At 63.1% G+C, this 23968-nt stretch carries 25 protein-coding genes; 8 read left to right on the top strand and 17 right to left on the bottom strand.

The window, feature by feature from the left end; translation table 11 throughout:
• Nucleotide 1: 1 nt before the first annotated feature.
• Nucleotides 2-874, bottom strand: a complete 873-nt coding sequence (locus tag AC1D0N_RS15315; RefSeq protein WP_477245235.1) for a S1C family serine protease — start codon at nucleotides 872-874, stop codon at nucleotides 2-4.
• Nucleotides 875-1042: 168 nt separating this feature from the next.
• On the opposite strand from AC1D0N_RS15315, the gene AC1D0N_RS15320 reads away from it, so the two are divergent.
• Complete coding sequence (locus AC1D0N_RS15320) at nucleotides 1043-1993, top strand: S1C family serine protease (RefSeq protein ID WP_477245237.1); 951 nt, start codon at nucleotides 1043-1045, stop codon at nucleotides 1991-1993.
• Between the two features lie 17 nt (nucleotides 1994-2010).
• On the opposite strand, the gene AC1D0N_RS15325 is transcribed toward AC1D0N_RS15320, so the two are convergent.
• On the bottom strand, nucleotides 2011-2433 hold the full coding sequence (locus AC1D0N_RS15325; RefSeq protein ID WP_477245239.1) for a VOC family protein: 423 nt from the start codon (nucleotides 2431-2433) through the stop codon (nucleotides 2011-2013).
• A 67-nt stretch (nucleotides 2434-2500) separates the two neighbouring features.
• On the opposite strand from AC1D0N_RS15325, the gene AC1D0N_RS15330 reads away from it, so the two are divergent.
• Nucleotides 2501-3127: a TetR/AcrR family transcriptional regulator gene (locus AC1D0N_RS15330; RefSeq protein WP_477245241.1), complete on the top strand. Its 627-nt coding sequence runs from the start codon at nucleotides 2501-2503 to the stop codon at nucleotides 3125-3127.
• On the opposite strand, the gene AC1D0N_RS15335 is transcribed toward AC1D0N_RS15330, so the two are convergent.
• Nucleotides 3060-4016 (bottom strand): LysR family transcriptional regulator, encoded by a 957-nt coding sequence (locus AC1D0N_RS15335; protein ID WP_477245243.1) that lies wholly within the window; start codon nucleotides 4014-4016, stop codon nucleotides 3060-3062. The two genes, AC1D0N_RS15330 and AC1D0N_RS15335, sit on opposite strands and share 68 nt — an antisense overlap.
• 109 nt (nucleotides 4017-4125) lie before the next feature.
• Here AC1D0N_RS15335 and AC1D0N_RS15340 point away from each other — a divergent pair, with 109 nt between their 5' ends.
• Nucleotides 4126-4761 carry an FMN-dependent NADH-azoreductase gene (locus AC1D0N_RS15340; protein ID WP_477245245.1) on the top strand — a complete coding sequence of 212 codons (636 nt, stop codon included), beginning with the start codon at nucleotides 4126-4128 and terminating at the stop codon, nucleotides 4759-4761.
• 357 nt (nucleotides 4762-5118) lie between these two features.
• Here the strand turns inward: AC1D0N_RS15340 and greA are convergent, their stop codons facing one another.
• The 3 genes from greA to AC1D0N_RS15355 all read right to left on the bottom strand — a co-directional run bounded on the left by greA (nucleotide 5119) and on the right by AC1D0N_RS15355 (nucleotide 6780).
• Complete coding sequence (gene greA / locus AC1D0N_RS15345) at nucleotides 5119-5601, bottom strand: transcription elongation factor GreA (RefSeq protein WP_477245247.1); 483 nt, start codon at nucleotides 5599-5601, stop codon at nucleotides 5119-5121.
• A 107-nt stretch (nucleotides 5602-5708) separates the two neighbouring features.
• Entirely contained in the window at nucleotides 5709-6005 is a 297-nt protein-coding gene (locus tag AC1D0N_RS15350; RefSeq protein WP_477245249.1) for an HlyU family transcriptional regulator, read from the bottom strand.
• A 100-nt stretch (nucleotides 6006-6105) separates the two neighbouring features.
• A complete protein-coding gene (locus AC1D0N_RS15355) occupies nucleotides 6106-6780 on the bottom strand; it encodes a PadR family transcriptional regulator (RefSeq protein ID WP_477245250.1) in 675 nt (224 codons plus the stop codon).
• Between the two features lie 274 nt (nucleotides 6781-7054).
• Here AC1D0N_RS15355 and AC1D0N_RS15360 point away from each other — a divergent pair, with 274 nt between their 5' ends.
• Nucleotides 7055-7312: a DUF2798 domain-containing protein gene (locus AC1D0N_RS15360; protein ID WP_477245252.1), complete on the top strand. Its 258-nt coding sequence runs from the start codon at nucleotides 7055-7057 to the stop codon at nucleotides 7310-7312.
• A gap of 57 nt (nucleotides 7313-7369) precedes the next feature.
• Here the strand turns inward: AC1D0N_RS15360 and AC1D0N_RS15365 are convergent, their stop codons facing one another.
• The 7 genes from AC1D0N_RS15365 to AC1D0N_RS15395 form a co-directional block, all read right to left on the bottom strand.
• Nucleotides 7370-7750 carry a thiol-disulfide oxidoreductase DCC family protein gene (locus AC1D0N_RS15365; RefSeq protein ID WP_477245253.1) on the bottom strand — a complete coding sequence of 127 codons (381 nt, stop codon included), beginning with the start codon at nucleotides 7748-7750 and terminating at the stop codon, nucleotides 7370-7372.
• Between the two features lie 3 nt (nucleotides 7751-7753).
• Nucleotides 7754-8818 carry a DMT family transporter gene (locus tag AC1D0N_RS15370; RefSeq protein ID WP_477245255.1) on the bottom strand — a complete coding sequence of 355 codons (1065 nt, stop codon included), beginning with the start codon at nucleotides 8816-8818 and terminating at the stop codon, nucleotides 7754-7756.
• A 51-nt stretch (nucleotides 8819-8869) separates the two neighbouring features.
• Complete coding sequence (locus tag AC1D0N_RS15375; protein ID WP_477245257.1) at nucleotides 8870-9505, bottom strand: sulfotransferase family 2 domain-containing protein; 636 nt, start codon at nucleotides 9503-9505, stop codon at nucleotides 8870-8872.
• 106 nt (nucleotides 9506-9611) lie between these two features.
• Nucleotides 9612-9905, bottom strand: coding sequence for a GYD domain-containing protein (locus tag AC1D0N_RS15380; RefSeq protein ID WP_477245259.1), 294 nt, complete (start codon nucleotides 9903-9905; stop codon nucleotides 9612-9614).
• A gap of 220 nt (nucleotides 9906-10125) precedes the next feature.
• A complete protein-coding gene (gene rpoD / locus AC1D0N_RS15385) occupies nucleotides 10126-12150 on the bottom strand; it encodes an RNA polymerase sigma factor RpoD (RefSeq protein ID WP_477245261.1) in 2025 nt (674 codons plus the stop codon).
• A gap of 377 nt (nucleotides 12151-12527) precedes the next feature.
• A complete protein-coding gene (dnaG, locus tag AC1D0N_RS15390; protein WP_477245263.1) occupies nucleotides 12528-14468 on the bottom strand; it encodes a DNA primase in 1941 nt (646 codons plus the stop codon).
• Between the two features lie 142 nt (nucleotides 14469-14610).
• Nucleotides 14611-14982 carry an RcnB family protein gene (locus AC1D0N_RS15395; protein ID WP_477245265.1) on the bottom strand — a complete coding sequence of 124 codons (372 nt, stop codon included), beginning with the start codon at nucleotides 14980-14982 and terminating at the stop codon, nucleotides 14611-14613.
• 373 nt (nucleotides 14983-15355) lie between these two features.
• On the opposite strand from AC1D0N_RS15395, the gene AC1D0N_RS15400 reads away from it, so the two are divergent.
• The 3 genes from AC1D0N_RS15400 to AC1D0N_RS15410 all read left to right on the top strand — a co-directional run bounded on the left by AC1D0N_RS15400 (nucleotide 15356) and on the right by AC1D0N_RS15410 (nucleotide 18642).
• Nucleotides 15356-17020, top strand: coding sequence for a Na/Pi cotransporter family protein (locus tag AC1D0N_RS15400; protein ID WP_477245267.1), 1665 nt, complete (start codon nucleotides 15356-15358; stop codon nucleotides 17018-17020).
• Between the two features lie 98 nt (nucleotides 17021-17118).
• Entirely contained in the window at nucleotides 17119-17328 is a 210-nt protein-coding gene (locus AC1D0N_RS15405; RefSeq protein ID WP_477245269.1) for a DUF2061 domain-containing protein, read from the top strand.
• 132 nt (nucleotides 17329-17460) lie between these two features.
• Nucleotides 17461-18642, top strand: a complete 1182-nt coding sequence (locus AC1D0N_RS15410) for an MFS transporter (protein WP_477245271.1) — start codon at nucleotides 17461-17463, stop codon at nucleotides 18640-18642.
• 55 nt (nucleotides 18643-18697) lie between these two features.
• On the opposite strand, the gene AC1D0N_RS15415 is transcribed toward AC1D0N_RS15410, so the two are convergent.
• The gene (locus AC1D0N_RS15415) at nucleotides 18698-19147 is read right to left on the bottom strand and encodes a GatB/YqeY domain-containing protein (protein WP_477245273.1); all 450 of its coding nucleotides are present in this window, start codon (nucleotides 19145-19147) and stop codon (nucleotides 18698-18700) included.
• A gap of 277 nt (nucleotides 19148-19424) precedes the next feature.
• On the opposite strand from AC1D0N_RS15415, the gene carA reads away from it, so the two are divergent.
• Entirely contained in the window at nucleotides 19425-20630 is a 1206-nt protein-coding gene (gene carA / locus AC1D0N_RS15420) for a glutamine-hydrolyzing carbamoyl-phosphate synthase small subunit (RefSeq protein WP_477245275.1), read from the top strand.
• A gap of 3 nt (nucleotides 20631-20633) precedes the next feature.
• Here carA and AC1D0N_RS15425 read toward each other — a convergent pair whose 3' ends face one another.
• The 3 genes from AC1D0N_RS15425 to ypfJ all read right to left on the bottom strand — a co-directional run bounded on the left by AC1D0N_RS15425 (nucleotide 20634) and on the right by ypfJ (nucleotide 23939).
• The gene (locus AC1D0N_RS15425) at nucleotides 20634-21554 is read right to left on the bottom strand and encodes an aldo/keto reductase (RefSeq protein WP_477245276.1); all 921 of its coding nucleotides are present in this window, start codon (nucleotides 21552-21554) and stop codon (nucleotides 20634-20636) included.
• Entirely contained in the window at nucleotides 21551-22816 is a 1266-nt protein-coding gene (locus AC1D0N_RS15430; RefSeq protein ID WP_477245278.1) for a TCR/Tet family MFS transporter, read from the bottom strand. Before AC1D0N_RS15430 ends, AC1D0N_RS15425 begins: the two co-directional genes overlap by 4 nt.
• A 193-nt stretch (nucleotides 22817-23009) precedes the next feature.
• Nucleotides 23010-23939 (bottom strand): KPN_02809 family neutral zinc metallopeptidase, encoded by a 930-nt coding sequence (gene ypfJ, locus AC1D0N_RS15435; protein ID WP_477245280.1) that lies wholly within the window; start codon nucleotides 23937-23939, stop codon nucleotides 23010-23012.
• Nucleotides 23940-23968 lie beyond the last annotated feature (29 nt).

Consider the following 23968-nt stretch of genomic DNA (forward strand, 5'->3'; position numbering starts at 1 on the left):
CTCAGCTCAGCGGCTTTTCGCCGATGGTCAGCACGACCTCGCGCGTCTCGCCGCCGCGCACCACGCCGAGCGTCACCGAGGCGCCGGCACTGTCAGGCCCGAGCTTGCGGATCAGCTCGCGCGGACCGTGCACCGCTTCGCCATTCCACGAGACGATGATGTCACCGAGAGAGAGGCCGGCGGCCTTGGCCGGACCATTGTCGTCGAGGCTCATCACCATGGCGCCATGCGCATCACCATTGCGGATCGGGTGCAGGCCGGCGCCGAGATAGCCGCGCGCGACGTGACCTTTCTCGCGCAGCGTCGCCACTGCCCGCTCGATCGTCTCGTAGGGCATGACCAGCGCGCGGCGGCGCGGCCCGAACAAGAGCATGCCGATCAACGCACCCTTGGCGTCGAGCACCGGGCCACCCTCGAAACGGCCACCGGCACCGACCGCAAGATTGATGCGCTGGTCGATCGTGCCGCCGCGCATCGAGCGCCAGGCCGGGCCAACCTCGGCGACCGTGCCGAACACGGCGAGCGCCGAACCATCGCTGTTGCCAACGGCGATGGCCAGGTTGCCCGGCCGCACCGCGCCCGCTTTGGCTAACGCAGGTGCGCTGACAGCACCTGCCGGCTTCAGCAAGGCGACACCGGTCGAAGGGTCGCGCCCGACCAGTTCGGCCTTCACGGTCTCGCCGGAGGCCAGCGTCAGCTCGATCTCTTCGCCGGTTTCCACCGCCTCTTCGGCGGTGACGAAATAGCCGTCGCGCCAATGGAAGGCGGTTGCCGTGCGGTGGTGATGGGTGGCGAAGCTTGCCGCCACCGGTGCCGCGGTTGCCGCGATGTCGGCGATGGCATCGGAAAATGCGCTCAGATTGAAGTCGATCATTGGTGTCTCCTGGGTTTTCTCGTGCCCCAGATATCGCTCGGCTACGCGTTCGCTTGTACTCGCCTGACGGCTAGTTGCTGATCCGACTGGCCATCTGGTCAGGTCGCGGCCGAATGGGCCGCTTCGCACATATAGTCATCCTTTGGCCTGATAACACGGAGCCCGTCGATGGCCCTCCTCGCCCCAAGATTCCAATCCGACGATACCTTGCTCGACACCTATTCGACGACCGTTGCCGACGCGGTCGATCGCATCGGCCCGGCCGTCTGCCGCATCGAGCGCATCGGTGGCGCCGGCGGCCATGGCTCGGGCTTCGTCATCGCGCCCGACGGATTGGTCGTCACCAATTTCCATGTCGTCGGCGATGCCCGCACGGTGCGCGTCTCGATGCCGGATGGCGCCTCCAGCGAAGGCCGCGTGCTCGGCCGCGACCCCGACACCGACATCGCGCTGGTGCGCGCCGACGGCAGCTTTACCGACGTCGCACCGCTCGGCGATTCCAAACGCCTGCGGCGCGGCCAGATCGCCATCGCCATCGGCAATCCGTTGGGCTTCGAATGGACGGTTACGGCAGGCGTCGTCTCGGCGCTCGGCCGCTCGATGCGCGCTTCCACCGGCCGGTTGATCGACGACGTCATCCAGACCGACGCAGCACTCAACCCTGGCAACTCCGGCGGGCCGCTGGTTTCGTCGGCCGGCGAGGTCATTGGCGTCAACACCGCCATGATCCACGGCGCGCAAGGCATTGCCTTCGCTGTCGCCTCCAACACCGCCAACTTCGTCATTTCGGAAATCATCCGCTTCGGCCGCGTCCGCCGCGCTTTCATCGGGATTTCGGCGGACACAACCAACCTGCCACGCCGCGCCGCCCTCCTGTCGCAAGTGTCGAGCAGTACGGCCGTGCGCCTGCGCAGCATCGAGAAGGACGGCCCGGCGGCCAAGGCCGGCCTGAAGGAGGGCGACATCATCGCGGCAATAGACGGCCGCCCGGTCACCGGAGTCGACGATCTGGTGCGCATGCTGGATGCCGAACGCATCGGCCGCGAGACGCTGTGCACCGTCGTGCGCCGCACCGGAGTGAGCCAGGTGACGGTGACGCCGGTGGCAAGAGCCAGCTGAGGCCTTGCTCCGCCCGTCTAGCCGGCCGCTCCTTCAACAAATTGCGCCAGAAATTCCTCACTCGGCGGGATCGGCTTGATCACGTCGATCAACACGCCATTGGGATCTTTGGTGATGAAATGACGCTGGCCGAAGGGTTCGTCGCGCAAACTGCGCAGGATCGGCAGGCCGGCAGCAAGGATCCGTTCGTAGACCGCGTCCGGATCCCTGACCTCGAAATTAATCAGCAGCCCTGATGTGCGGCCCCGCCCCTCCTCCGGGATCGTTTCATGGTCGCCCTGGACGATGCCGAGATTGACGCGCTTGCTGTCGGTCGACCGCAGATGCACGTACCAGTCGCTCGCAAACAGCGGCTTGAAGCGGAAGTGGTTGACATAGAAGGCTGCCGTACCGGCAACATCGCCCGTCATCAGCACCGGATAATAGCTCGTCGCCCTCATCTTTCCTTCTCCCGCCGAACAACATACAGTCTGCATGTAAATTCGAATTAACATACAGGCTGTATGTATGCAACAGGAATCCGCGCGCCGCTCCAACCGCGATCGCACCGAGGCGACGCGCGCTGACCTGATCGCGGCAGCGCGAAAACTGTTCACCGAAAAATCCTATGCCGAGACCGGCACACCCGAGATTGTCGCGGCTGCCGGCGTCACTCGCGGCGCGCTCTATCACCACTTTGCCGACAAGCAGGCGCTGTTCGCTGCCGTGGTCGAGCAGGAGGCGGCGGCTGTGGCGCAAGAGATCGAGCGCGCCTCGCCGCCCTCTTTGTTCCCCCGCGACGCGTTGATTGCCGGCTCCGACGCCTATCTTGCCGCCATGCGCACGCCCGGCCGCACCCGGCTTCTGCTGCTCGACGGACCGGCTGTGCTTGACCGCGCCGCCATGGACGCGATCGACAACCGCCACGGCAGTCGCTCGCTGCGTGAGGGCCTTGTCGCGGCGATGCGCGCGCAGGCAATGACACGGTTGCCGGCCGAAGCGCTGACGGCCCTGCTCGCCGCCGCCTTCGACCGTGCAGCGCTCGCCATCGAAGCCGGCGCCTCGGCCGAAGACTACCGCGCCGTTCTCATGGCGCTGATCGACGGACTGTCTCCGGCTCTTCCTCAGGCACCTGCCCCGGCTCGAACTCGTTGAAGCAGCCGAGTTGACTTTTGAACTGGTCGATAAGCCAGGCCGCTGCCGGCTTCGGGCTGCGGTCGACGCGATGCATGGCATAGAGCGGCGCCTTCGCTTCCTTGAATGGTTCGAGGTCGAGTTCGACCAGCCGGCCGCTCGCCAGATCGTCGGCGATCAGCCAGCGCGGCAACCCGCCCCAGCCCAGCCCCGCGCGCATCAGTACATGCTTGGTGCGCATGTCCGTCAGCCGCCAGGTGCGATAGGCAAAGACGCCGTAGTCGCGTCCCTTGGTGCGCTCGGACTGGTCGGAGACGACGAGTTGGATGTGTTCGCGCACATCCTCGAGCGCCACGGGCTTCGGCAGCAGCGCCAGCGGATGGTTGGCTGCAGCCGCCGGCACCATCGACATGAACCCGATGTTCACAAGATGCACGTCGACCTCGCCCAGCAGGCCGCCAATGCCGAGATCGGCTTGTTCGCTGAGGACAAGGTCGGGGATCAGGCCAAGCGTGCCGATATGCAGGCGCAGCATCACCGTCGGAAACTGCGCTTCGAACGCTTTCAGCACCCGCACAAGCACCGGCGCCGGCAGCGCCGCGTCGAGCGCCAGCGCGAGCTCCGCCTCCAGTCCCTGATGGTGGCTGTCGACGCGCGAGCGGATACGCTGCAGCACGTCGACCATGCGCCGCGCATCCTCCAGCATCGCCCGGCCGATCTCGGTCAGTTGCGGCTCGCGCGTGCCCTCGCGCTCGAACAGTTTCAGCCCAAGCTGCGCCTCGAGATTGGCGATGCCATAGCTAATGACGGATTGCGCGCGGTTGAGCTTGCGGCCGGCGGCCGAGAAACTGCCGGTGTCGGCCACGGCAACGAGGATCTGAAGCTGGTCGAGCGTCGGGTTGGGTTGCATCGTCTTATCCAGATTGTAGATGGATACTATACAAAATATGCCAGTTTTTCAAATGGGTCGGTGGCCCCATATCTGGCTGGACAATTCATTCCAACCCTGGAGAGCCCCCATGTCCATCCTTCTCGTTACATCCAGCCCGCGCGGCAACGCCTCGCACTCGACCCGTATCGCCACTGAATTCGCTGAAAAGCTGCTTGCCGCCGATCCGTCGGCGACGCTTGTGGTGCGCGATCTCGTCGCCAACCCGCTGCCGCATATCGATGCCGATTATTCGACCGGCATCTACACGCCTGTCGAAGCCCGCACCCAGCGTCAGGCCGAAGTGGTCGGCGTTTCCGACGCCGCGCTTGACGAGCTGTTCGCGGCCGACACCGTGATCCTCGCCACCGGCTTCATCAATTTCAACATCTCCTCGACGCTGAAGTCGTGGGTCGATCACATCGCCCGCTCCGGCAAGAGCTTCTCCTATGGCGAGGGCGGCCCGAAGGGCCTCGTTTCCGGCAAGAAGGTCTATATCGTGCTCGCTTCGGGCGGCATCTATTCCGAAGGTGCTGCGGTCCAGATGGACCACGCTGTCCCCTATCTGCGCTCAGTCCTCGGCTTCCTCGGCATGACCGATGTCGAGGTCATCCGCATCGAAGGCGTCGGCATGGGCGCCGATGCCGTCACCGCGGCTCTCGCCAAGGCGACCGCCAAGGTCGACGCCGTGGTGGCCGCGACCGCCAGCCAGCAGATCGCGGCGTAAGCACACCCCGTCATCCGCATTGAAGAGGCAGGTGCTTCGGCGCCTGCCTTTTGCTGTCAGTGCGCACCATCCTCGCGCAAGAACCGCCGGCAACGCCGCACGCTTGCCCTTCGGGTCAAGTGGCCGGCAAATGCCGAACTATACAGCGGCACGCCGGGTAGCGTTACAGATTGCGCTGTTTTTTCTGTTGCTCGATATCCTGGCTTGGCTTTTGGCGATTGCGGGCGTTTGACCGCGTCGATATCCGCCCAGCCAACGACTGGGCTCGTCAGGGCGGTATCAAAGTTACAACTGAATAGTCTCGCCCGTCATTGGTTCCAGCAACTCGCCTCGGCCGTGCATCATCCCGATGTCCAACTAAGAAATGGACAGGATCTCAAGTTCGCGCTGTCCTAGCTGGACAAAGTCGCCAACGGTTTTGCCAGTCAGCGCGATGGCAATCGGCGAACCATGCGATATGGAAGATTGAGACGGGTTGGCCTCATCCTCACCGACGATGCGGAAGGTCTGAGTGCGGCCATCATCACGCTTGAAGGTAACGGTGTGCCCGAAGGCGATCACTTCATTCGACGTGGGCGCCAACATAAGCTGAGCCGTACGCACGCGCTCGGCATAATAGCGCATATCTCGAACCGGAACCGCCGACTGGCGTCGCCTCTCGTTGACATCTTCCAGCACGTTAGCAGCCTCGAGAGCTTGCTGAGCGCAAGCCAATTCAACCTGCAGCATCTTGAGGCCCGCCTCCGTGACAAGGTTGATCCGATCGGAGATAGGGCGAGCCGGCAGGATGGTTTCCGATGCCGCCTCGGCGCTTTCCTCCTTGGCAAATGCTACGCTCAATTGTCGAGACTCTCTGCTTGCGGCCCGGTGCCATCATTCGAGAAACCGGCGGTGGATAACCGCTTCTGGCGCAAAGCCTGCGTTCGTTGCCTCGACCAGTTCGGCCCCTACCCGAACATCCTCTCGCCCTGCTCGTCGACCAGCTGCATGCCTTTCTTGATCGAAATGTCGACCGCATCATCCAGTCCGGCAAAGCGATCGGCGCGGATGAATTTGTGTTCCTTCATGACGCCGCCGACCTCCTTCGAGACCACGCCGCAGGTCTGGTACTGGCCGCCCTCCGCCTTGTAGGGCGTGGCGCTGATCAAAAATCCCTTGTGCTCGACCTGCTTTGCCGGCGCAGCGCTCTTTGGCACGCCCGCCTCACCGCCGCCACCGCCGAAAAGACGCTTCAGAAAAGACATGGGGGCTTCCTCCAACGGCAATCATCCCGCACCACCTCGCGGTGCAGGATGATTTTCAGTACCGTTCCTCAGTCAAACGGGCAAGGGTTCTCGCCAGAGGTCAGCCGCGTGACAGCGCTTCCAGTGCCTCGGCGGCGCCTTCGAGAATGGCGATCGCCTCGGCCTGCTTGTCGGCCGGGGCATCGACGAAGTCGCCCAGAGCCGCACGCAAGCGGTGGCGCACGGCGCGAAACTCGTCGCGAGCGTCCGAGCGACCACGTCCACCGCGCCGTCCGCCTTCCTCGCCTTCGTCGTTCCAGCCGAACCAGTCGCGCGCCTTGGCCATCTTGCGGCCGAAGCGCTCGAGATGCTCGAGCACGCCGTCGATCATCTCGCGATTTTCGTTGAGATGCGCCTGCCCTTCCTCGGTGATCGAAAACACCTTCTTGTTGCCATCGGCTGCAGAGGCGGCATAGCCGGCCTCTTCCAGAAAGGTCAGCGTCGGATAAACGACGCCTGGGCTCGGGCTGTAGATGCCGCTGGTGCGCTCCTCCAGCGCCTTGATGATGTCGTAGCCGTGGCGCGGCGCCTCAGCCAACAGCGACAGCGTGATCAGCTTGAGATCGCCGTCGGCCAGCATGCGTCCGGCGCGGAACATGTCGCCCGGCCCGCCACGACCACCGCCACGACCGCCATGTCCGAACGGGCCGAAGCCGCCGCCGCGGCCACCGAACTTGCCGGCCATGTGCATGAAAGCGCGCAACGGGTGCTCGCCAGAATGATGATGTTTGTGCATTGATTGCTCCTTGAGTTCTATCTTACGATATATCTTAATTAGGCGCGCATGCTCGCTGAGTCAAGATATATCTTACGATGTATCTGAGAAGGTCGCCAGCGGGGATTGATATCGTCGGCCAGTCCGGCTAGAAGGCCGCTTGAGTGCCCTTGGCTGCTCCGTAAGCGTCTGACGTCAAGCAACGCATCCAACCCCGGTCTTTCCGGGCAGTTACGCCGGAGAACCGGCGAACGGATGCCAATGCGATGGACCGGATGCTTCAGGGAAAATCCCAATGACCATGAAAAACCAGCGCAGGAAGCTGCCTGCGCGCTATGCGACGATCGTCAGCCCATTGGTGCTGTCGCTGCTGATGACCTTCATCGTCTCGTTCATCTCGACGCTGAAGAGCCTCGGCTTCCAACCCGGTCTGCCAGCCATCTGGCTCACCGCCTGGGGCTTGTCCTGGCTGGTGGCGTTTCCGACGCTGCTGCTGGTGCTGCCCGTGGTGCGCCGCATCGTCGGCTGGCTGTGCGAACCCGCGACCCGATAGAAGCCACGGTAAAGGCTCGGAAATGCTTCCGGGCCTTTCAAACTGCCGGAATGCCGACTACCAGCGGCCCTTGCGCCGGTTCCAGCCATAGAGAAGATCGGCGAAGCGGTCGTAGCCAAACCGCGACAACGGCAGCGCAACGGGATTGCCGAACAGCGAAGCCAGCCAGCCCTCGCCCGGCGTTGCCCTCCACACGGCAATTGCGACATCGGCGCCGACCAACAGCTTGCCCTGCGCGTCGGTGGCGTGCAGCCGGCGGCGGATGTCTTCCAGCGAGACATTGTATTTGGCCAGCGCTGCGGGCTCGGCATTGATGTCGCGAAATTCGATCCGCCCGGCCTTGATCGCCTCGATCAGCTGCCGCTTCTGCCTGACGATGCCGGCATCGCAGACCGGACAGCGCGTGTTGTACCAGACGGTCAGCAACGGCCCGGACATATGTCAGCCATGGTCATGCCGGTGATGCAGATCGGGATAGTGCGCATGCGCGTGGCGCATCGGCGCATGCCGGTGTAGGTGCGAATGCGGCTCTGTTACCGGCCCGTCATGATGGTGCTGGTGGTGCTCGTCATGCACATGACTATGCTCATGCTCAAGAGCCTGGTGATCATGCTCGTGATCGTGTCGTTCAGAAAGATGCAGCCACAGGCCGACGCCCATCAGAAGTCCGGCAATCGCCAGCTTCAGCGTCAAGGGATCGCCGACGACAGCGATGGCAAGCAGCGCCCCGATGAACGGCGCCAGCGAGTAATAGGCTCCTGTGCGTGCCGTACCGAGATGGCGCAGCGCCAGGATGAACATCACCAGGCTGACGCCGATGCCGAAGAAGCCGACAGCGGCCGCGGCGGCGACAAAGGACGCGGCGGGAAATGAGGCACCGGCAATGAAGCCGAGCCCGACATTGACGACGCCCGCCACAAGGCCCTTGAGCATGGCGATGACCACCGGGTCGGTGGCAGAGATCTTGCGCGTGAAATTGTTGTCCAGCCCCCATGCCAGACAGGCTCCGGCCACCAGCAGGGCGCCAAGGTTGAACGCTACACCCTTGCCCTCCCACGACAACAGAACCGCGCCGGCAAGGATGGCGAAGGCACCGAAAAGCAGACGCCGGTCGACATTCTCGCGATAGATGAGCCAGGCGATCGCCATCGTCGCCAGCCCTTCGAGGTTGAGCAGCAGCGCGGAGCTGGATGCCGTATTCAGTGTGAGGCCGAACATCAGAAGCACCGGCCCGACGATGCCGCCCATGCCGATGGCCAGCACCAGCCATGGTATGTCCCTGCGCGCCAGCTGTGCTTCACCGGCCCGGGCTTCCGCGCCTCGAAGCAGCCGAAATACGGCCAGCCCCACACCCGCGCCGAGATAGAGCAGGCCGGCGAGCATGAAGGGGTTGACGGCATCGAGCAGCAGCTTGGAAAGCGGCGGAGCCGCACCAAACAGGGCGGCAGAGCCGAGAGCAAGCGGCACGCCGGGCCACAGATGCGAATGTGAATGCGGTTCAGACATGACCCATCCTACCACGGCGTCACGCCCCGTCTTCCCGTTGCGCGCCCGAAATCAGAATTCGTAGCCGAAGCGCTCGAAATCTCTGACATAGAGCCGTCGAACGATGCTTTTCGCGTCGTCATCATAGTGCGTGCGATAGTCAAAGGGCGCGTTGACGTTCGCTCTGGGAAGCGTCACGTCGCCCGGCAGGTCGAGCCGTTCGACCAGTCTCTCGAAATGCTCGGCCAAGGCTTCAAAGCGCAGGACCTCGTCGACGATGAGGTTTCCCCGTCTGTCCGAGATCCAGCTTGTCTGGTCGATCCGAACCAGCCTGTTCTTGCGTTCGAGGTAGTACAGGAACGTCTTGAAGTCCCAGCTCTGCGCCTGTCGATGCCGGCGTCGCCGCGTGCTCCTGCGCAAATGATGATAATTGGAGACGGCCAGGTCGAAAGGGTTGCGCACCACGGCGAACTTGTAGGCGCCGTCATAGAGCGGGCCGGGCAGCTTGCGCCGCAGCCAACTGGCTCTGTCATGCTGGTTGAAACTCGCCTTTTCCGGGGCTTCGCGAACCGGCAGATGCGACAGCAGGCGCCGCCACTGCGTCGGCTTCGGCTTCAGGCACCATGGCCGCAGCGCGCGGGTGATCGAGCTCCCGGCGGTCTTCGGGATGTGAATGAAAATGAAGTTCTTCTCGATCGAGAGGAGCATTTCTTTTCATTGTTGCCGGATCAGGCGCCGTCAAGCGGCGCCTGACTGTGAGCGATCGAGAAAACTATTTGGTCTTGTCGCTCGCTGCTGGAGTCTGGCCAGTATCCTATCCGAGTGATGCGATGATCTCGCGATAGGCAACCTCCGGGAAAGCCTTCAGCGTTCGCGTCTTGACGTTGCCGCCACTCGCCAGCATCAGCGAGAAGCGGGCGAGCACCGCATCGTCTGGCGCCTCGACCACCGCCACCATGTCGCATTCGCCCATGGTCAGGTAAAACGCCTTGAAAGACCCGCCCATGTCCCCCAGCATCTTCCTGGCGGCATCCAGCCGCTTTGGCGAGTCGCGCACATTTTTTGCGCCCTGCTCCGTCCAGTTGATAAGCACGATGTAAGTTGTCATCGCAACCTCCCTCCGGGGCCACGGAGCACGGCGCCAGGTCATTGACCTTCGCCGGGGCGGGCAGCCGGGTTGTCGCCCAGAACATGCATCCGACCTGGAGACTATCTGCCCGAAAGATGAGCGCGGCAAGGGTCTCGCCTATGGCAACGCGATCCCCGGCGTCACCAACGAAAAAGGGCGCCGTCGGCGCCCTTTTGAATTGCTCAACCCGTGGCGGGTATCAACTGTCGAGGAAGCTGCGCAGCTTCCGGCTCCGGCTCGGGTGCTTGAGCTTGCGCAACGCCTTGGCTTCGATCTGGCGGATACGCTCGCGGGTGACCGAGAACTGCTGGCCAACCTCTTCCAGCGTGTGGTCGGTGTTCATGCCGATGCCGAAGCGCATGCGCAGAACGCGCTCCTCGCGCGGCGTCAGCGAGGCCAGCACGCGCGTCGTGGTCTCGCGCAGATTGGCCTGGATTGCCGCGTCGATCGGCAGGATCGCCATCTTGTCCTCGATGAAATCGCCCAGATGCGAATCCTCCTCGTCGCCGACCGGCGTTTCGAGCGAGATCGGCTCCTTGGCGATCTTCAGCACCTTGCGCACTTTTTCGAGCGGCATTGCGAGCTTTTCGGCCAGTTCCTCCGGCGTCGGCTCGCGGCCGATCTCGTGCAGCATCTGGCGCGAGGTGCGCACGATCTTGTTGATCGTCTCGATCATGTGCACCGGAATGCGGATGGTGCGCGCCTGGTCGGCGATCGAACGCGTGATCGCCTGCCGGATCCACCATGTCGCGTAGGTCGAGAACTTGTAGCCGCGGCGGTACTCGAATTTGTCGACCGCCTTCATCAGGCCGATATTGCCTTCCTGGATCAGGTCGAGGAACTGCAGGCCGCGATTGGTGTATTTCTTGGCGATGGAGATGACGAGGCGCAGATTGGCCTCGACCATTTCCTTCTTGGCGATCGCCGCTTCGCGCTCGCCCTTCTGCACCTGATTGACGATCTTGCGGAATTCCAGGATCGAGATCGCCGTTTCGGTGGCAAGGTTCTGGATCTCGGCGCGCAGGTCGCGGATCGCGTCCTTTTCGTTCTTGGTGAATTCCTTCCAGCCGCGCGAGGTCAGATTGCCGATCGAGCGCGTCCAGTTCGGGTCGAGTTCCGAGCCCTGATATTCCTTGAGGAACTCCTCACGACGCACGCCGTAGCTTTCGGCGAGCCTGAGCAGCTTGCCTTCGTTCTGCACCAGGCGCTTGTTGATGTCGTAAAGCTGCTCGACCAGCGCCTCGATGCGCGCCGTGTTGAGAGACAGCGACTTCACCGCCTTGATCAGCTGGTCTTTCAGTTCCTTCAGCCGGCGGTCCTGGCTGGGCGACAACGTGCCGGCGGCAGCCAGGCGGTTCTCGACCTGCTGGTCCTGCAGCTTGCGCAGCTTCTTGTAGGTGTCGGCGATGACGTCGAGCGTCTCCATCACCTGCGGACGCAGTTCGGCTTCCATCGCCGCCAGCGACAGGCTGGCCTCGTCCTCATCTTCCTCGTCGTCATCGACCAGCCCGCGCGTATCGGCGCCGACATTGGTGATGTCTTCTTCCTCATCGCGCGAACGGCGCGACTTTTCCTCGACCTTGGGCGCCTCCTCGATACGCTCGACCACCGGCGCCTGCTTGGCTTCGGGGCCGGCATAGGTGGCTTCGAGATCGATGATTTCGCGCAGCAGGATCTTGGATTCGTTGAGCTCGTCGCGCCAAATGATGATGGCCTGGAAGGTCAGCGGGCTTTCGCACAGGCCCGCAATCATCGTCTCGCGACCGGCCTCGATGCGCTTGGCAATGGCGATTTCGCCTTCGCGCGACAAAAGCTCGACCGAGCCCATCTCGCGCAGATACATGCGCACCGGATCGTCGGTGCGGTCGGTCGGCTCTTTCTTGGTGGTGGTGGCGGCAACGGCGGTGCCGGTCTGCTCGGCCAGTTCGTTGGCGTCTTCCTCGGCGTCGGCGGCCGTATCAGTGGCTTCGGGCTCCTCGCCCTGCTCGTCGTCCTCGACCACGTTGATGCCCATGTCGGACAGCATCGCCATCGTGTCCTCGATCTGCTCGGAGGTGACTTCCTCCGAGGGCAGCACCGAATTCAGCTCGTCCATGGTGACATAGCCGCGCTTCTTGGCGGCCTTGATCATCTTCTTGACAGCATCATCGGAAAGGTCGAGCAGAGGGCCATCGGTGGCGCCTTCGCGTTCGGTTTCGACCTCTTCCTTTTCCTTTGTCGCCATAGTCTTTGTTTTCTCCTAGCGGCTGAACATTGAAGCCGCGTATGCTGCCGGACCGGTCAAATCGGATGCGCTCGTTGTCAAACGCGCTTCACCGGGCCCAGTAACTGCATCTCTCGTTAAGTCCAGATTAACCCTGATATCTGTGGCAGGCAGCTTGCCTGTCCAGTGATCAGTACCTCACATCGTTGCATTGCCCATCGACGCCGGGTGCGGTTAACGTTTCGAATCGTCCTGATTCCGCCATTCTGCCAGAAGGTCAAGCGCCTCTCGCATGATTCGCATGAAAAAAGCGAATCAATTACCCGACTTAGAGCGCCGCGCGCCCAATTCGACGCGTAAGCACGTTCTTGCTCTTTCACTTCGACGCAGGCTTCGACCTATACGCGCCCGGCACGCCCTGAAGACACGCCAAACCCTTCGATCAACGCTTCCGTCGCTTGCACATCATTGAATTGCGCCTGAATCTCGACCAGATGCCGGAAATTTTCGTCCGAAGGATCCACATCGAGCGCCGCTTGCGCCTGTTTCAGCTCTCTATGTAAGGTGCGGGCGCTGCGCTGCAAGTGCAGGGCCTGGTTGAAGGCGTCGCGGGCATCGTCGAGCGCCGCGGTTTCCAGCGCCGGCCATTGCCTGGCGCGCTTGATCAGCGCCACCGAGCGCGCCCAGATGTCGCTGCAGCCGGCGCGCTCAATTGTCGCGATCACCGCGGCGCGGTCATTGGCCATGTCATGCGCCATGGCGTCGAGGATAGCTGCATGCAGCCGCTTCAGATCGGTGTTGGCGAGGTCGAGGAACTCGACATGGGCGAAGTTCTCGTCGATCAGCGCCGGATGATTGATCAGCGCCACGATGATCGTCGCCTCGCGCACCGACATCATCTCGCCGCCGCGCTTGAGCATGGCGGAGCGGCCGAGGCTTTCTGTGATCGCGGCGCGCCCGCCGGCGCCGCTGCCTTTCGCGAACTGTCCGCCGGGCGCGGGCGCCTTGCCCTGGCCCGGTTTCCAATCCTGACGATCTTGCCGAACAGTACGCTGGGCACTGAAGAAGTTCCGCACCCGCTCGCGCATTTCCTGCTGGTAGTGATAGCGCGTGCTTTCGTCGCGGATGCGGCTGGTGAGTTCCAGCAGCATTTTTTGCAGTTCCGCCCGCCGCTCCGGTGTGTCGAAGACACCGCCCGCCGTCTCGCGCATCCACAACAGGTCGACCAGCGGTCGCGCCTCGGCAAGCACCGCCCGGAACGCATCCGGCCCTTCGGCCTTGACCAGATCGTCAGGGTCCTTGCCCTCCGGCAACAGCGCAAAACGCGCCGAGCGCCCCGCCTGCGCCGCCGGCAACGCCATGTCGGCGGCCCGCCATGCCGCCTTCAGCCCGGCCTGGTCGCCGTCGAAGCACAGCATCGGTTCCGGCGCCATGCGCCACAACAGTTCGAGCTGGTTTTCGGTGAGTGCGGTGCCGAGCGGCGCCACGGCATTCTCAAAACCGGCCTGCGCCAGTGCGATGACGTCCATATAACCTTCGACGGCAATGACCGTACCGCCCTTGGCCAGCGCCTTGCGAGCCCGAGCGAAATTGTAGAGCACATTGCCCTTGTGGAAGAGCTCGGTGTCGGGCGAGTTCATGTATTTGGCCAGCGCATCGGGCGCCAGCGCCCGGCCACCGAAGGCGATGATCTTGCCTCTCGAATCCGGGATCGGAAACATGATGCGATCGCGGAACCAGTCATAGGACACCGGAATGTCGTCGCCATGACGCACCAGCCCGCAAGCCTCAATGTCGGCCTTCGGCACGCCCTTGGCCGCAAGATGCTCCTTCAGCGCGTTGCGGCTGTCCGGGGCATAGCCGAGCCGGAACGACTGCTGCGTCGCCGGCGTCAGCCCGCGGTCCCTGAGATAGGCGCGGGCCTTTGCCCCCTCAGGCCCTTGCAGCCGCTCCTGGAAGAAGGTGGTCGCCATTTCCATGACATCGGTCAGGCTGGCGCGTTCCTTCTCGCGCCGCTCCTCATTGGCATCGCGAACCGGCATCGGCACGCCGGCCATATCGGCGATCTTCTCGACCGCCTCGGGAAAACTCATCCCATCAAGCTCGGTAAGGAACTTGAAGTGATCGCCCGAAACCGAGCAGCCGAAACAATGGTAGCGGCCCTTCTTGTCCTCGCAGTGGAAGGACGGGCTCTTTTCGCCATGGAACGGACAGCACGCCCAATAGTCGCCGCGCGACGCGTTGGTCTTCTTCCGGTCCCACGCGACGCGCTGGCCGATCACCGAGGAAATCGGCACGCGGTCGCGTATCTCGTCGAGGAAGGCGGGCGGAAAGCGCATGGGAAACTCTTTTCTCCACCATATAATCATACCGGCGAAATCCGACGACCCCCAATGCGAGCCATACCCGGTTTCCACAGGGCAAAAATGGAAGGCGGCCATCACTGACCGCCTTCCTTTCATGGTTCAGCATAAGCCCGGATCAGTGCGCGGCGATGGCGCCGAAGATGATGCCGGAGAGGATGCTGACCAGCACATAGTCGTTGCCGACGCGGATCCACTCCTGGCCGCGGCCGGGACGATGCAGGCCATAGCGACCGTAGTCGCGGATCGGCTGGTGGCGCTTCCAGCCGGAATATTTCTGGCCGTGCCTCCAGTGGTTGTTTCTCACCACGACGCGCTTCTTGACGATGACGCGCTTCCTGACGTCGACGTGCTTGCCGGGCTGCTGCCAGTCGACCTGCGTGTAATTCGACTGCGGTGCTGCGGGCACATTCAGCGGTGCAGCCTGACCCGTCAGGGACGTGGCGGCCAGCATCGAGACAGCGAGAACGGAAAGAACAATGCGTTTCATAGGAGTCTCCTTGGTTGTCGATGCCCAAGGAGTAGCGGCCAGGGGATGAACTGAAACTGAACGCGCGCATTACAATTATGTAATGAATTCCTTCGTTTATCCAAGAGAATTAAACATCATCGCAAAGGCAGACGCCGTCAGTGCAGCGAGCTCAGTCGATCCGCCACACCACCGCAGCCATTTCGACATCCGTCCATTTTCCGACACCGCCTGTCGCGCCGCAACAGTCCCTGAAATCGACAAGATTTTATTACCCGGCTAAAATATTCGGACTATTATCGGTCGCTGCCATGAGCATGATTCGTACCCCTGTCTTTCACCCCGCTCGCCACGCTGTCCGCGTGGCGGCCCCTGTAGGCATGCACACAACAAGATGAGCGGCTCCGTCGTCCTCCTGCATCTGGCCGGCGCCGTGGCGCTGATGCTGTTTGCCACCCGCATGGTCAAGACCGGCGTCGAGCGCGCCTATGGCGATGTGCTGCGCCACAAACTGCGCGCCACCATGCGCAATCCGATTATGGCGGTGCTGGCCGGCTGCGGCCTGTCGATCGCGCTGCAGAGCTCCACCGCCGTCACTCTGCTGGTCGGCTCCTTCGCCGGCGCCGGCATCGTCTCAGGGATATCGGGCCAACTTGCGGTGCGCGGCGCCGAGATCGGCTCGGCCCTTGTCGTTAAGCTTTTGACCTTCGACCTGTCGCTGCTGGTGCCGATCTGCCTTGCCGCCGGCACCGTCATGTTCATGGCCACCGAGCGGCGCGACTGGCGCCAGTTCGGCCGCATCCTGGTTGGCATCGGCCTTTTGCTGCTGTCGCTGGAAATGATCGGCCAGGCGTCGGAGCCGCTGCGCCAGAGCACGCTGATGCCGATGATCGTCAACTATTTCTCCGGCGACCCGATCACCGCCTATCTGCTGGCGGCGCTGATCACCTGGCTGTTCCATTCCTCGATCGCCGCCGTTTTGCTGATGGTGACGCTCGCCGGCCGCGGCTTCATCCCACCGGAGCTCGGCATCGTGCTGGTGCTCGGCGTCAATCTCGGCTCGTCGATCATCGCCCCGCTGCTGACCCGCAATGCCGAGCCCGGCGTACGCGTCGTGCCGATCGGCAACCTTTTGATGCGCGGTATGGGCTCGCTGGTGATGCTGATCCTGTTCATGACCTTCAAGCCGCCGGTCGCCTTTCTCGGCGCCACCGTGCCCGACCAGATCGTCAACGCCCACATTCTGTTCAATGTCCTGATCCTGCTCGCCGGCCTGCCGCTGGCGGGCCTCGTCTATCGCGCTTCGGAGAAGATCGTGGCGCTGGGCACCCCGCCGGTGCCGGCCAATGCGCTCGACGTCGTCGAATTGTCCGCGCTCAACGACAGTGCGCTGGACATGCCGAGCCAGGCACTGGCCAACGCCGCGCGCGAGGTGGTGCGGGTCTGTGAAACGGTCGAGATCATGCTGAAGCGCATCATCGAGCTCTATGAGAGCGCTGACGCCGACAAGATCAAGGCGCTGGCGGCACTTGACGACCGCGTCGACAGAAAGCACGCGGCGATAAAGCTCTATCTGGCCAAGGTCACCAAGAACCCGCTGACCGAGGACGAGGCGCTGCGCTGCCAGGAACTGATCGGCGCCTGCGTCAAGCTCGAACAGGTCGGCGACATCATCGTGCGCAACATGCTGGTGCATGTGAAGAAGAAGCTTGAGCGCGGGCTTGAGTTCACGCCCGAGGGCTGGCGCGAGCTTTGCGCCTTCCACGCCTCGGTGCTGGCCAATGCGCGGCTTGCCTTCAACGTTCTGGTGTCGCGCGATCCCGAGACCGCCCGCCAGCTTGTGCTGGAAAAGGACCGGCTGCGCGACCGCGAGAAGGAAACCAGCGCCAGCCATTTCGTGCGGCTGCGCGACGGCACCGCCAAGAGCGTCGAGACCAGCTCCATCCATCTCGACACCATCCGCGACTTGAAGCAGATCAACTCGCTGCTGGCGTCGATGGCCTACCCCGTGCTCGAAGAACGCGGCCTGCTCACCGGCTCGCGGCTGAAGGCGAGCTGAGCGGTCCCACAAGTTCCAGCCGACTGCGAAAATTACCTTTGCGCCGCCTCCTGTCCGTCGGCTAAGGGGTCGATCAAAAGTCCACCGGGAGGAAATCGATGGATACGCATTCACGCAGTTTCGCCAAGGCGCTCTCCTGGCGCGTCACCGGCACCATCGACACAATGATCATCTCGCTCGTCGTAACCGGCAGCATCAAGCTTGCCGCGGCCATCGGCGCGACCGAAGTCGTCACCAAGTCGCTGCTTTATTATTTTCATGAACGGGCGTGGCTGAAGATTCCTTACGGACGGAAAACGGCCGCGTAGCCTTGCCAGCGCGTGGCTGAAGGCGAGACGATCCCGATCAAGAAAACCTAAAGTGTCGGCGACAATTTCTGCATTGCCGGCGGCGCCCATCCGTGGTTTGAGGCTTCCTCAGTCGAGGATCGCTTCCGCGCCATGCTTCCCCTTTTCGCCCTGTTCTTTGCCGCCTTTGCTTTTGGCACCACCGAGTTCGTCATCGCCGGCGTGCTGCCGCAGGTGGCGGACGGCCTTGGCGTTTCGATCCCCACATCGGGCTATCTCGTCTCCGGCTACGCCACCGGCATCGCCATTGGCGGCCCGTTGCTGGCGCTCGCCACCAAGAGGCTTTCGCGCAAGACCTTGCTGCTTGGCTTGGCGATCGCCTTCACCATCGGCCAGGCCGCCTGTGCGCTGGCGCCCGACTTTGCCTCCATGCTGCTTTTACGCATTGCCGTGGCCGTGGCGCATGGCGCCTATTTCGGTGTCGCCATGGTGGTCGCGGTCGGGCTCGTCCGCGAAGACCAGCGCGGCATGGCTGTCGCGGTCATCCTGTCCGGCCTCACCGTCTCCAACGTCATCGGCGTTCCCGCCGGCACCGCGATCGGCAATCTCTGGGGTTGGCGCGCGACGTTCTGGGTGATGTGTGGACTTGGCGTGGTGGCAACGCTTGCCATGCTGGCGCTGCTGCCGCGCAAGACGGGGTCGTCGAGCCCGTCGGCCAGTCTTGCGCGCGAAGTCCGCGTGCTGGCGCGCCAGCAGGTCTGGACATCGCTCATCCTGATGCTGATGCTGATGATCGGTCAGTTCGGGCTGTTCACCTACATCACGCCGACCTTGCTCGAAGTATCCCACCTCGATGAAAACCTGATCCCATGGGTGTTGCTGCTCAACGGCGTCGGCGCCACGATCGGCGTCTTCCTCGGCGGCAAGCTATCCGACTGGAAATTGATGCCGTCGCTCATCACCATGCTTTTCCTGCAGGCGGTAACCCTTATCGTCATTTATGCCGTCAGCCCCTACCCGCTGCCGATGGTCGTGGCGATCGTCATCTGGGGCGGTCTCAACTTCGCCATCGGCACGCCGATCCAGACCCGCATCCTGGCCTGGACGGCAGACGCCTCCAACCTCGCTTCATCGCTCATTCCGTCCGGCTTCAATGTCGGCATCGCGCTGGCAGCGTCGCTCGGTTCCGCCATGCTCAATGCCGGCTATGGCTATCGCAGCCTGCCCGTGGTGGGCGCGATGGCCATGCTGGTCGCTGTGGCGGTCGCCGCCGTTTCCTACATTTCGGAGGGGCGCAGCAACGCAACGCCGCCTGTCCCGGCTGCCGCCGAATAGGCACGGCGCCAAGCCATCGTCAGCTCACACCCGAACGGCGGCAGCGGGGAAATCCTTACTGCAGCAGGCCTTTGACGATGCCGCTCGCTTTGCCGAAATCCATCTGGCCGGCATATTTCTGCTTCAGCGCAGCGATCACCTTGCCCATATCTTTCTGGCTGGCGGCACCCGTCGCCGCGATTGCCTCCCGCGCGGCCTCCGTCACCGCAGCATCGTCGAGCTGCGTCGGCAGGAAGTCGCGGATGATGGCCATCTCGTCGCGCTCCTGCGCGGCAAGTTCAGGCCGCTTGCCGTCGTCGAAGGCCTTGGCCGACTCCTCGCGCTGCTTCACCATCTTGGCCAGGATCTGCAGGATCTCGTCGTCGCTGGCCGGCTCCTTGCCCGAACCGCGATTGAGGATGTCGCGGTCATGGATGGCGGCCTGGATCAGCCGTAGCGTCGGCAGCCGGCGCTTGTCCTGCGCCTTCATCGCGCTCTTCAGGGATTCGGCGATTTTGCCACGCATGATGCTTTCTCCTTCGATCGGCGCGGACAATAGCCCCGGCGAATGCGCAAGGCAAACCCCCGAAGACGCCGTCAAATCACTGATATTGTTCGACGAAATAAATCGATGCTGGTCACTGGCTGCATCATTGACCGTTCTGGCACCTTCCCCTATGTACTCGGCCTTGCATAAGACAATGAATTGACGCGCGCAGGCTCGAGAAATCGCTGCCGCGCCGATTGCTGCGCAGAAGGCCCACCGGGTCGGTCGAAGCGCGCAGCCTGATAGGAGTGCCGCCATGGCTGAGATGACGCCCGCCTGGACCACCGAAAAGCCGACCGCGCTGCTGGTGCTGGCCGACGGCACGGTCATTGAGGGTCGCGGCCTTGGCGCCACCGGCTCCGCCGTCGCCGAAGTCTGTTTCAACACCGCGCTCACCGGCTACCAGGAAATCCTCACCGACCCATCCTATGCCGGCCAGATCGTCACCTTCACCTTTCCGCATATCGGCAACATCGGCACCAATGACGAGGACATCGAGGATCTCAACCCGGTCGCCCGCTCAGGCGCCGTCGGCGCCGTGTTCAAGGCCGATGTCACCAACCCGTCCAACTACCGCGCCGGCACCGGCCTCGACCAGTGGCTGAAGAAGCGCGGCATCGTTGCCCTGTCGGGTATCGACACCCGCGCGCTGACCGCGCTGATCCGCGAAAAGGGCATGCCCAATGCCGTCATTGCGCACGCGCCCGACGGCGTCTTCGACCTTGATGATCTCAAGCGCCGCGCTGCCGCATGGTCCGGCCTGATTGGGCTTGATCTGGCCAAGGAGGTCACCTCAGGCCAGTCCTCGGTCTGGCGCGAGACACAATGGGTGTGGAACGAGGGCTTTGGCGAACAGGCCGATCCGTCCATGCATGTCGTCGCCATCGATTACGGCGTCAAGCGCAACATATTGCGGCTGCTTGCCGGCCTCGGCGCCAAGGTCACCGTGGTGCCGGCCAGCACCGGCGCCGAAGAGATCCTCGCCATGCAGCCGGACGGCATCTTCCTCTCCAACGGCCCCGGCGATCCGGAAGCGACCGGCGGCTATGCCGTTCCGGTCATCCAGGACCTGTTGAAGACCGACATTCCGGTGTTCGGCATCTGCCTCGGCCACCAGATGCTGGCGCTGGCGCTCGGCGGCAAGACCGCCAAGATGCACCAGGGCCATCACGGCGCCAACCACCCGGTCAAGGACCACACCACCGGCAAGGTCGAGATCGTTTCGATGAACCACGGCTTTGCCGTCGACGCCGACTCGCTGCCCGACGGCGTCGAGGAAACCCACGTCTCGCTGTTCGACGGGTCGAACTGCGGCATCGCGCTGACCGGAAGACCGGTGTTCTCGGTCCAGCATCACCCCGAAGCCTCGCCCGGCCCGCAGGATTCGCACTACCTGTTCCGCCGCTTCGTCAATCTCATTCGCGAGAAGCGCGGCGAAGAATTGCTGGCTGAGCGAACCTGATCCTTACGCCACCGGCCGACCTTCGCTGGCTTCCAGGATGGCAAACCACTGCTGGCGGTCGAGGCCGATCTCCAGCGCTTTGACCATGCCGGCCAGCCGCTCCGGTTTCATCGTACCCAGTACCGGCAGCAGCCGCGCTGGGTGGCGCAGCAGCCAGGCGATGGCGACCGCGGCGAGATCGGCAGCACCGGTTTCCGCCGCCACGACCGCAAGTGCTGCACGCACCCGCGCCTCGCGCTCACCTTTGCCGGTAAACAGCGAACCGCCGCCAAGCGGCGACCAGATCATCGGCGCGTAAGAAAGACGCTGTGCGTGGTCGAGGCTGCCGTCGGTCAGCGCTGTCGTTTTCAGCACCGACATCTCGATCTGATTGGTGACCAGCGCAAAAGGCAGCCGTGAGGCGAGCAGGTCGAACTGCGACGGCGTGAAATTGGAAACGCCGACCGCCCTCACCTTGCCTGATTTAACCAGCCCGGCCAGTGCCCCTGCCGTCTCATCGGCATCCATCAGCGGATCTGGCCGGTGCAGCAGCAGAAGGTCGAGATAGTCGGTGCCAAGGTTGACCAGCGAGCGCTCCACCGACGCAACGATGTGCGCAGCACTGGTGTCGTAGTGCTGCAATTTGTTGTCCGGCCGGTTAGGCGATTTCAGCATGATGTCGCATTTCGAGATCAGCTCGATGCTGTCGCGCTTGCCTTGCCAGCGCGACAACCCGGCGCCGAAAGCCGCCTCCACCTCGTAGTTCCCATAGATGTCGGCATGATCGAAGCTGGTCAGGCCGAGATCGACTGCCGTGCCGATCAATCGGGCGACGGCTTCCGCATCCGGTCGCACCGGGCCATCGAGCAGACGCCAGGCACCGAAGACGAGGCGCGACAGCGACAGCCCGTCCTTGGTCAGGACAACACGCCGGTCATGGCTCATATCTTGGCTCCATCTTCCGCGACGTCGGTCGCGACCTTTCCAAGCGCTGCCGGCCTCGCCACTTTGGTGACGAAGACGATAAGCGCCAGGGCCATGAACAACCCGCCAACCAGATAGGGCGCGCCGCCGAAGGTCACCGGCGCGTTCGGCCCGGTGAACCAGGAAAAGATCGCCGTATAAAGCAGCGGCGTGATGATCGAGGTGATCGAGAAGATCGAGGTCATCGCACCCTGGAGTTCGCCTTGCGCCGAAGGCGGCACCTTGGCGGCTGCGAGACTCCTGAGCGGTGGGTCAGCCAACGCTTCGAGACAGCCGACGACGATAACGGCATAGATCATCCAGCCTTGCGACGCGAAGGCATAGCCGAAGGCGCTGAGTGCCGTGAACGCAAGACCGATTGCGGCCGTCTTCCACTCACCAAGCCTGGGGATCACACGCGGCAGGACAGTCGCCATGACGATCGCCCCACACAGGCCGAAGGCACCCAGCGAAAAGCCGATCTGCTGTTGGTTCCAGCCATAGCGGTAAGTGGAGACGAACGACCAGACCGCCGGATACATCATGTGCCCGAGCGTCATCAGGAAGAAGACAAGACCGATCCAGCCGATGCCTTTGTATTGGCGCATCTGGAGGAGCGTTCCCACAGGGTTGGCGCGTTTCCACTCGAACCGGCGGCGGTGTTTTTCGTCCAGCGTTTCCGGCAAGAAAAACATCGCGATCAGGAAATTCAGCAGAGCAAGCCCGGCGGCAAAATAGAACGGTACGCGCGGACCGAGCGTGCCGAGCAGCCCGCCCAGAACCGGTCCGATGACGAATCCGACGCCAAAAGCGATGCCAAGCAGGCCGAAATTCTTCGCCCGGTTCTCATCGTTCGAGATGTCGGCGATGAAGGCCGACGTCGTCGAATAGCTGGCGCCCGAAATGCCGGCCAGCACACGGCCGATGAACAGCATCGGGTACGACCAGGCGACAGCGCAGATCAGATTGTCGATGGCAAAGGTCAGCACCGAGGCGAGCAGGATCGGCCGCCGTCCAAAGCGGTCGCTCAACCCTCCCATGATGGGCGCGAAGAAGAACTGCATCGCGGCATAGACAAAGAACAGCCAGCCGCCCTCGATAGCCGCGCCGCTGATGCTGACGCCGGTCAGTTCCCTGAGATAGGCGGGCAGCACCGGCATGATGATGCCGAAGCCGATAATGTCGAGCAGCAGCGTGGTGAAAACGAGCGCAAGGCCCCGCCTGGCGGTTTTGGGGTCGATCATGGTGGTCAAGCTCCTCTGGTCCCCTGGGGCGCAGGCGGACGCACCTTATAGGCGAGCCCGCCGCTAGGAACAATAAGGGAACAGGTCAGATATTCTCATCCTGACATCACTTGCCATGATGGATGCTGCGTGCGCATCGTTGGAAGCGCCCGGTTTTTCGGAAGAATTCCAGTGCCTCAGATCGGCCAGTGCCTCAGATCGGATTGTTGAACGTGTCGCAGTCCGAAAGCTTGCCGCTCTTGTAGCCCCGCGCCAGCCATGTCTGCCGCTGCTGCGACGTCCCATGGTTGAAGCTTTCCGGCACGACATAGCCCTGCATCTTCTTCTGCAACGTGTCGTCGCCGATCTTCTGGGCCGCGTTCAGCGCCTCTTCGATGTCGCCCTGTTCCAGAATGCCCTTCTGCGCGGTGAAGTGCGCCCAGATGCCGGCAAAGCAGTCAGCCTGGAGTTCGACCTGCACCGACATGTGGTTGGCATCGGCCTCGCTCATGCCTTGCCGCATTTTGTTGAACTTGGGCAGGATGCCGGTCAGGTTCTGCACGTGATGGCCAACCTCATGCGCGATCACATAGGCCTGGGCGAAGTCGCCCGAGGCACCGAACTGCTGGTCGAGCTGCTGGAAGAAGCTGGTGTCGAGATAGACCTTGTGGTCGCCGGGACAGTAGAACGGTCCAGCCGCGGTCGAGGCGGCACCGCAGGCTGAGCGTATCTGGCCGCTGAACAGAACCAGCTTGGGATCCTCATATTTCAGGCCGTTGGCCTGGAAAATACCGGTCCAGGTGTCCTCCGTTTCGGCCAGCACCGTCGAAACGAACTGTTTCATCTCGTCGGAGGCCGGCGCACCGGTACTGGCGTCCTGGCCACCGCTGTTGTCGGTAATCTGACCGTCGCCGCCCGGCAGCAGGCCGCCATCGCCGCCGCCCAGGATCTGCGATGGATCGAAACCAAAATACCATCCAGCGAGCACCACCAGGATGACGAGCAAGATGCTGCCGCCGCCACCGGTGCGGCCGCCAATCGGGACACGAAACTGACCGGGGCTGCCGCCGCCGAGCCCACCGCCACCGCTGTCGCTGCGCTCGTCCTCGACATTGTCACTCTGACGACGGCCCTTCCAGAGCATGGCAACTCCCCGCGATGCACGTTTCGGTT

The sequence above is a fragment of the Mesorhizobium sp. P2_E10 genome (assembly GCF_056404235.1).

Bases quoted from the DNA above. Each gene is read 5' to 3' on its own strand.
- AC1D0N_RS15315 (WP_477245235.1), bottom strand. From the start codon at position 874: ATGATCGACTTCAATCTGAGCGCATTTTCCGATGCCATCGCCGACATC.
- AC1D0N_RS15320 (WP_477245237.1), top strand. From the start codon at position 1,043: ATGGCCCTCCTCGCCCCAAGATTCCAATCCGACGATACCTTGCTCGAC.
- AC1D0N_RS15325 (WP_477245239.1), bottom strand. From the start codon at position 2,433: ATGAGGGCGACGAGCTATTATCCGGTGCTGATGACGGGCGATGTTGCC.
- AC1D0N_RS15330 (WP_477245241.1), top strand. From the start codon at position 2,501: ATGCAACAGGAATCCGCGCGCCGCTCCAACCGCGATCGCACCGAGGCG.
- AC1D0N_RS15335 (WP_477245243.1), bottom strand. From the start codon at position 4,016: ATGCAACCCAACCCGACGCTCGACCAGCTTCAGATCCTCGTTGCCGTG.
- AC1D0N_RS15340 (WP_477245245.1), top strand. From the start codon at position 4,126: ATGTCCATCCTTCTCGTTACATCCAGCCCGCGCGGCAACGCCTCGCAC.
- AC1D0N_RS15350 (WP_477245249.1), bottom strand. From the start codon at position 6,005: ATGTCTTTTCTGAAGCGTCTTTTCGGCGGTGGCGGCGGTGAGGCGGGC.
- AC1D0N_RS15355 (WP_477245250.1), bottom strand. From the start codon at position 6,780: ATGCACAAACATCATCATTCTGGCGAGCACCCGTTGCGCGCTTTCATG.
- AC1D0N_RS15360 (WP_477245252.1), top strand. From the start codon at position 7,055: ATGACCATGAAAAACCAGCGCAGGAAGCTGCCTGCGCGCTATGCGACG.
- AC1D0N_RS15365 (WP_477245253.1), bottom strand. From the start codon at position 7,750: ATGTCCGGGCCGTTGCTGACCGTCTGGTACAACACGCGCTGTCCGGTC.
- AC1D0N_RS15370 (WP_477245255.1), bottom strand. From the start codon at position 8,818: ATGTCTGAACCGCATTCACATTCGCATCTGTGGCCCGGCGTGCCGCTT.
- AC1D0N_RS15375 (WP_477245257.1), bottom strand. From the start codon at position 9,505: ATGCTCCTCTCGATCGAGAAGAACTTCATTTTCATTCACATCCCGAAG.
- AC1D0N_RS15380 (WP_477245259.1), bottom strand. From the start codon at position 9,905: ATGACAACTTACATCGTGCTTATCAACTGGACGGAGCAGGGCGCAAAA.
- rpoD (WP_477245261.1), bottom strand. From the start codon at position 12,150: ATGGCGACAAAGGAAAAGGAAGAGGTCGAAACCGAACGCGAAGGCGCC.
- dnaG (WP_477245263.1), bottom strand. From the start codon at position 14,468: ATGCGCTTTCCGCCCGCCTTCCTCGACGAGATACGCGACCGCGTGCCG.
- AC1D0N_RS15395 (WP_477245265.1), bottom strand. From the start codon at position 14,982: ATGAAACGCATTGTTCTTTCCGTTCTCGCTGTCTCGATGCTGGCCGCC.
- AC1D0N_RS15400 (WP_477245267.1), top strand. From the start codon at position 15,356: ATGAGCGGCTCCGTCGTCCTCCTGCATCTGGCCGGCGCCGTGGCGCTG.
- AC1D0N_RS15405 (WP_477245269.1), top strand. From the start codon at position 17,119: ATGGATACGCATTCACGCAGTTTCGCCAAGGCGCTCTCCTGGCGCGTC.
- AC1D0N_RS15410 (WP_477245271.1), top strand. From the start codon at position 17,461: ATGCTTCCCCTTTTCGCCCTGTTCTTTGCCGCCTTTGCTTTTGGCACC.
- AC1D0N_RS15415 (WP_477245273.1), bottom strand. From the start codon at position 19,147: ATGCGTGGCAAAATCGCCGAATCCCTGAAGAGCGCGATGAAGGCGCAG.
- carA (WP_477245275.1), top strand. From the start codon at position 19,425: ATGGCTGAGATGACGCCCGCCTGGACCACCGAAAAGCCGACCGCGCTG.
- AC1D0N_RS15425 (WP_477245276.1), bottom strand. From the start codon at position 21,554: ATGAGCCATGACCGGCGTGTTGTCCTGACCAAGGACGGGCTGTCGCTG.
- AC1D0N_RS15430 (WP_477245278.1), bottom strand. From the start codon at position 22,816: ATGATCGACCCCAAAACCGCCAGGCGGGGCCTTGCGCTCGTTTTCACC.
- ypfJ (WP_477245280.1), bottom strand. From the start codon at position 23,939: ATGCTCTGGAAGGGCCGTCGTCAGAGTGACAATGTCGAGGACGAGCGC.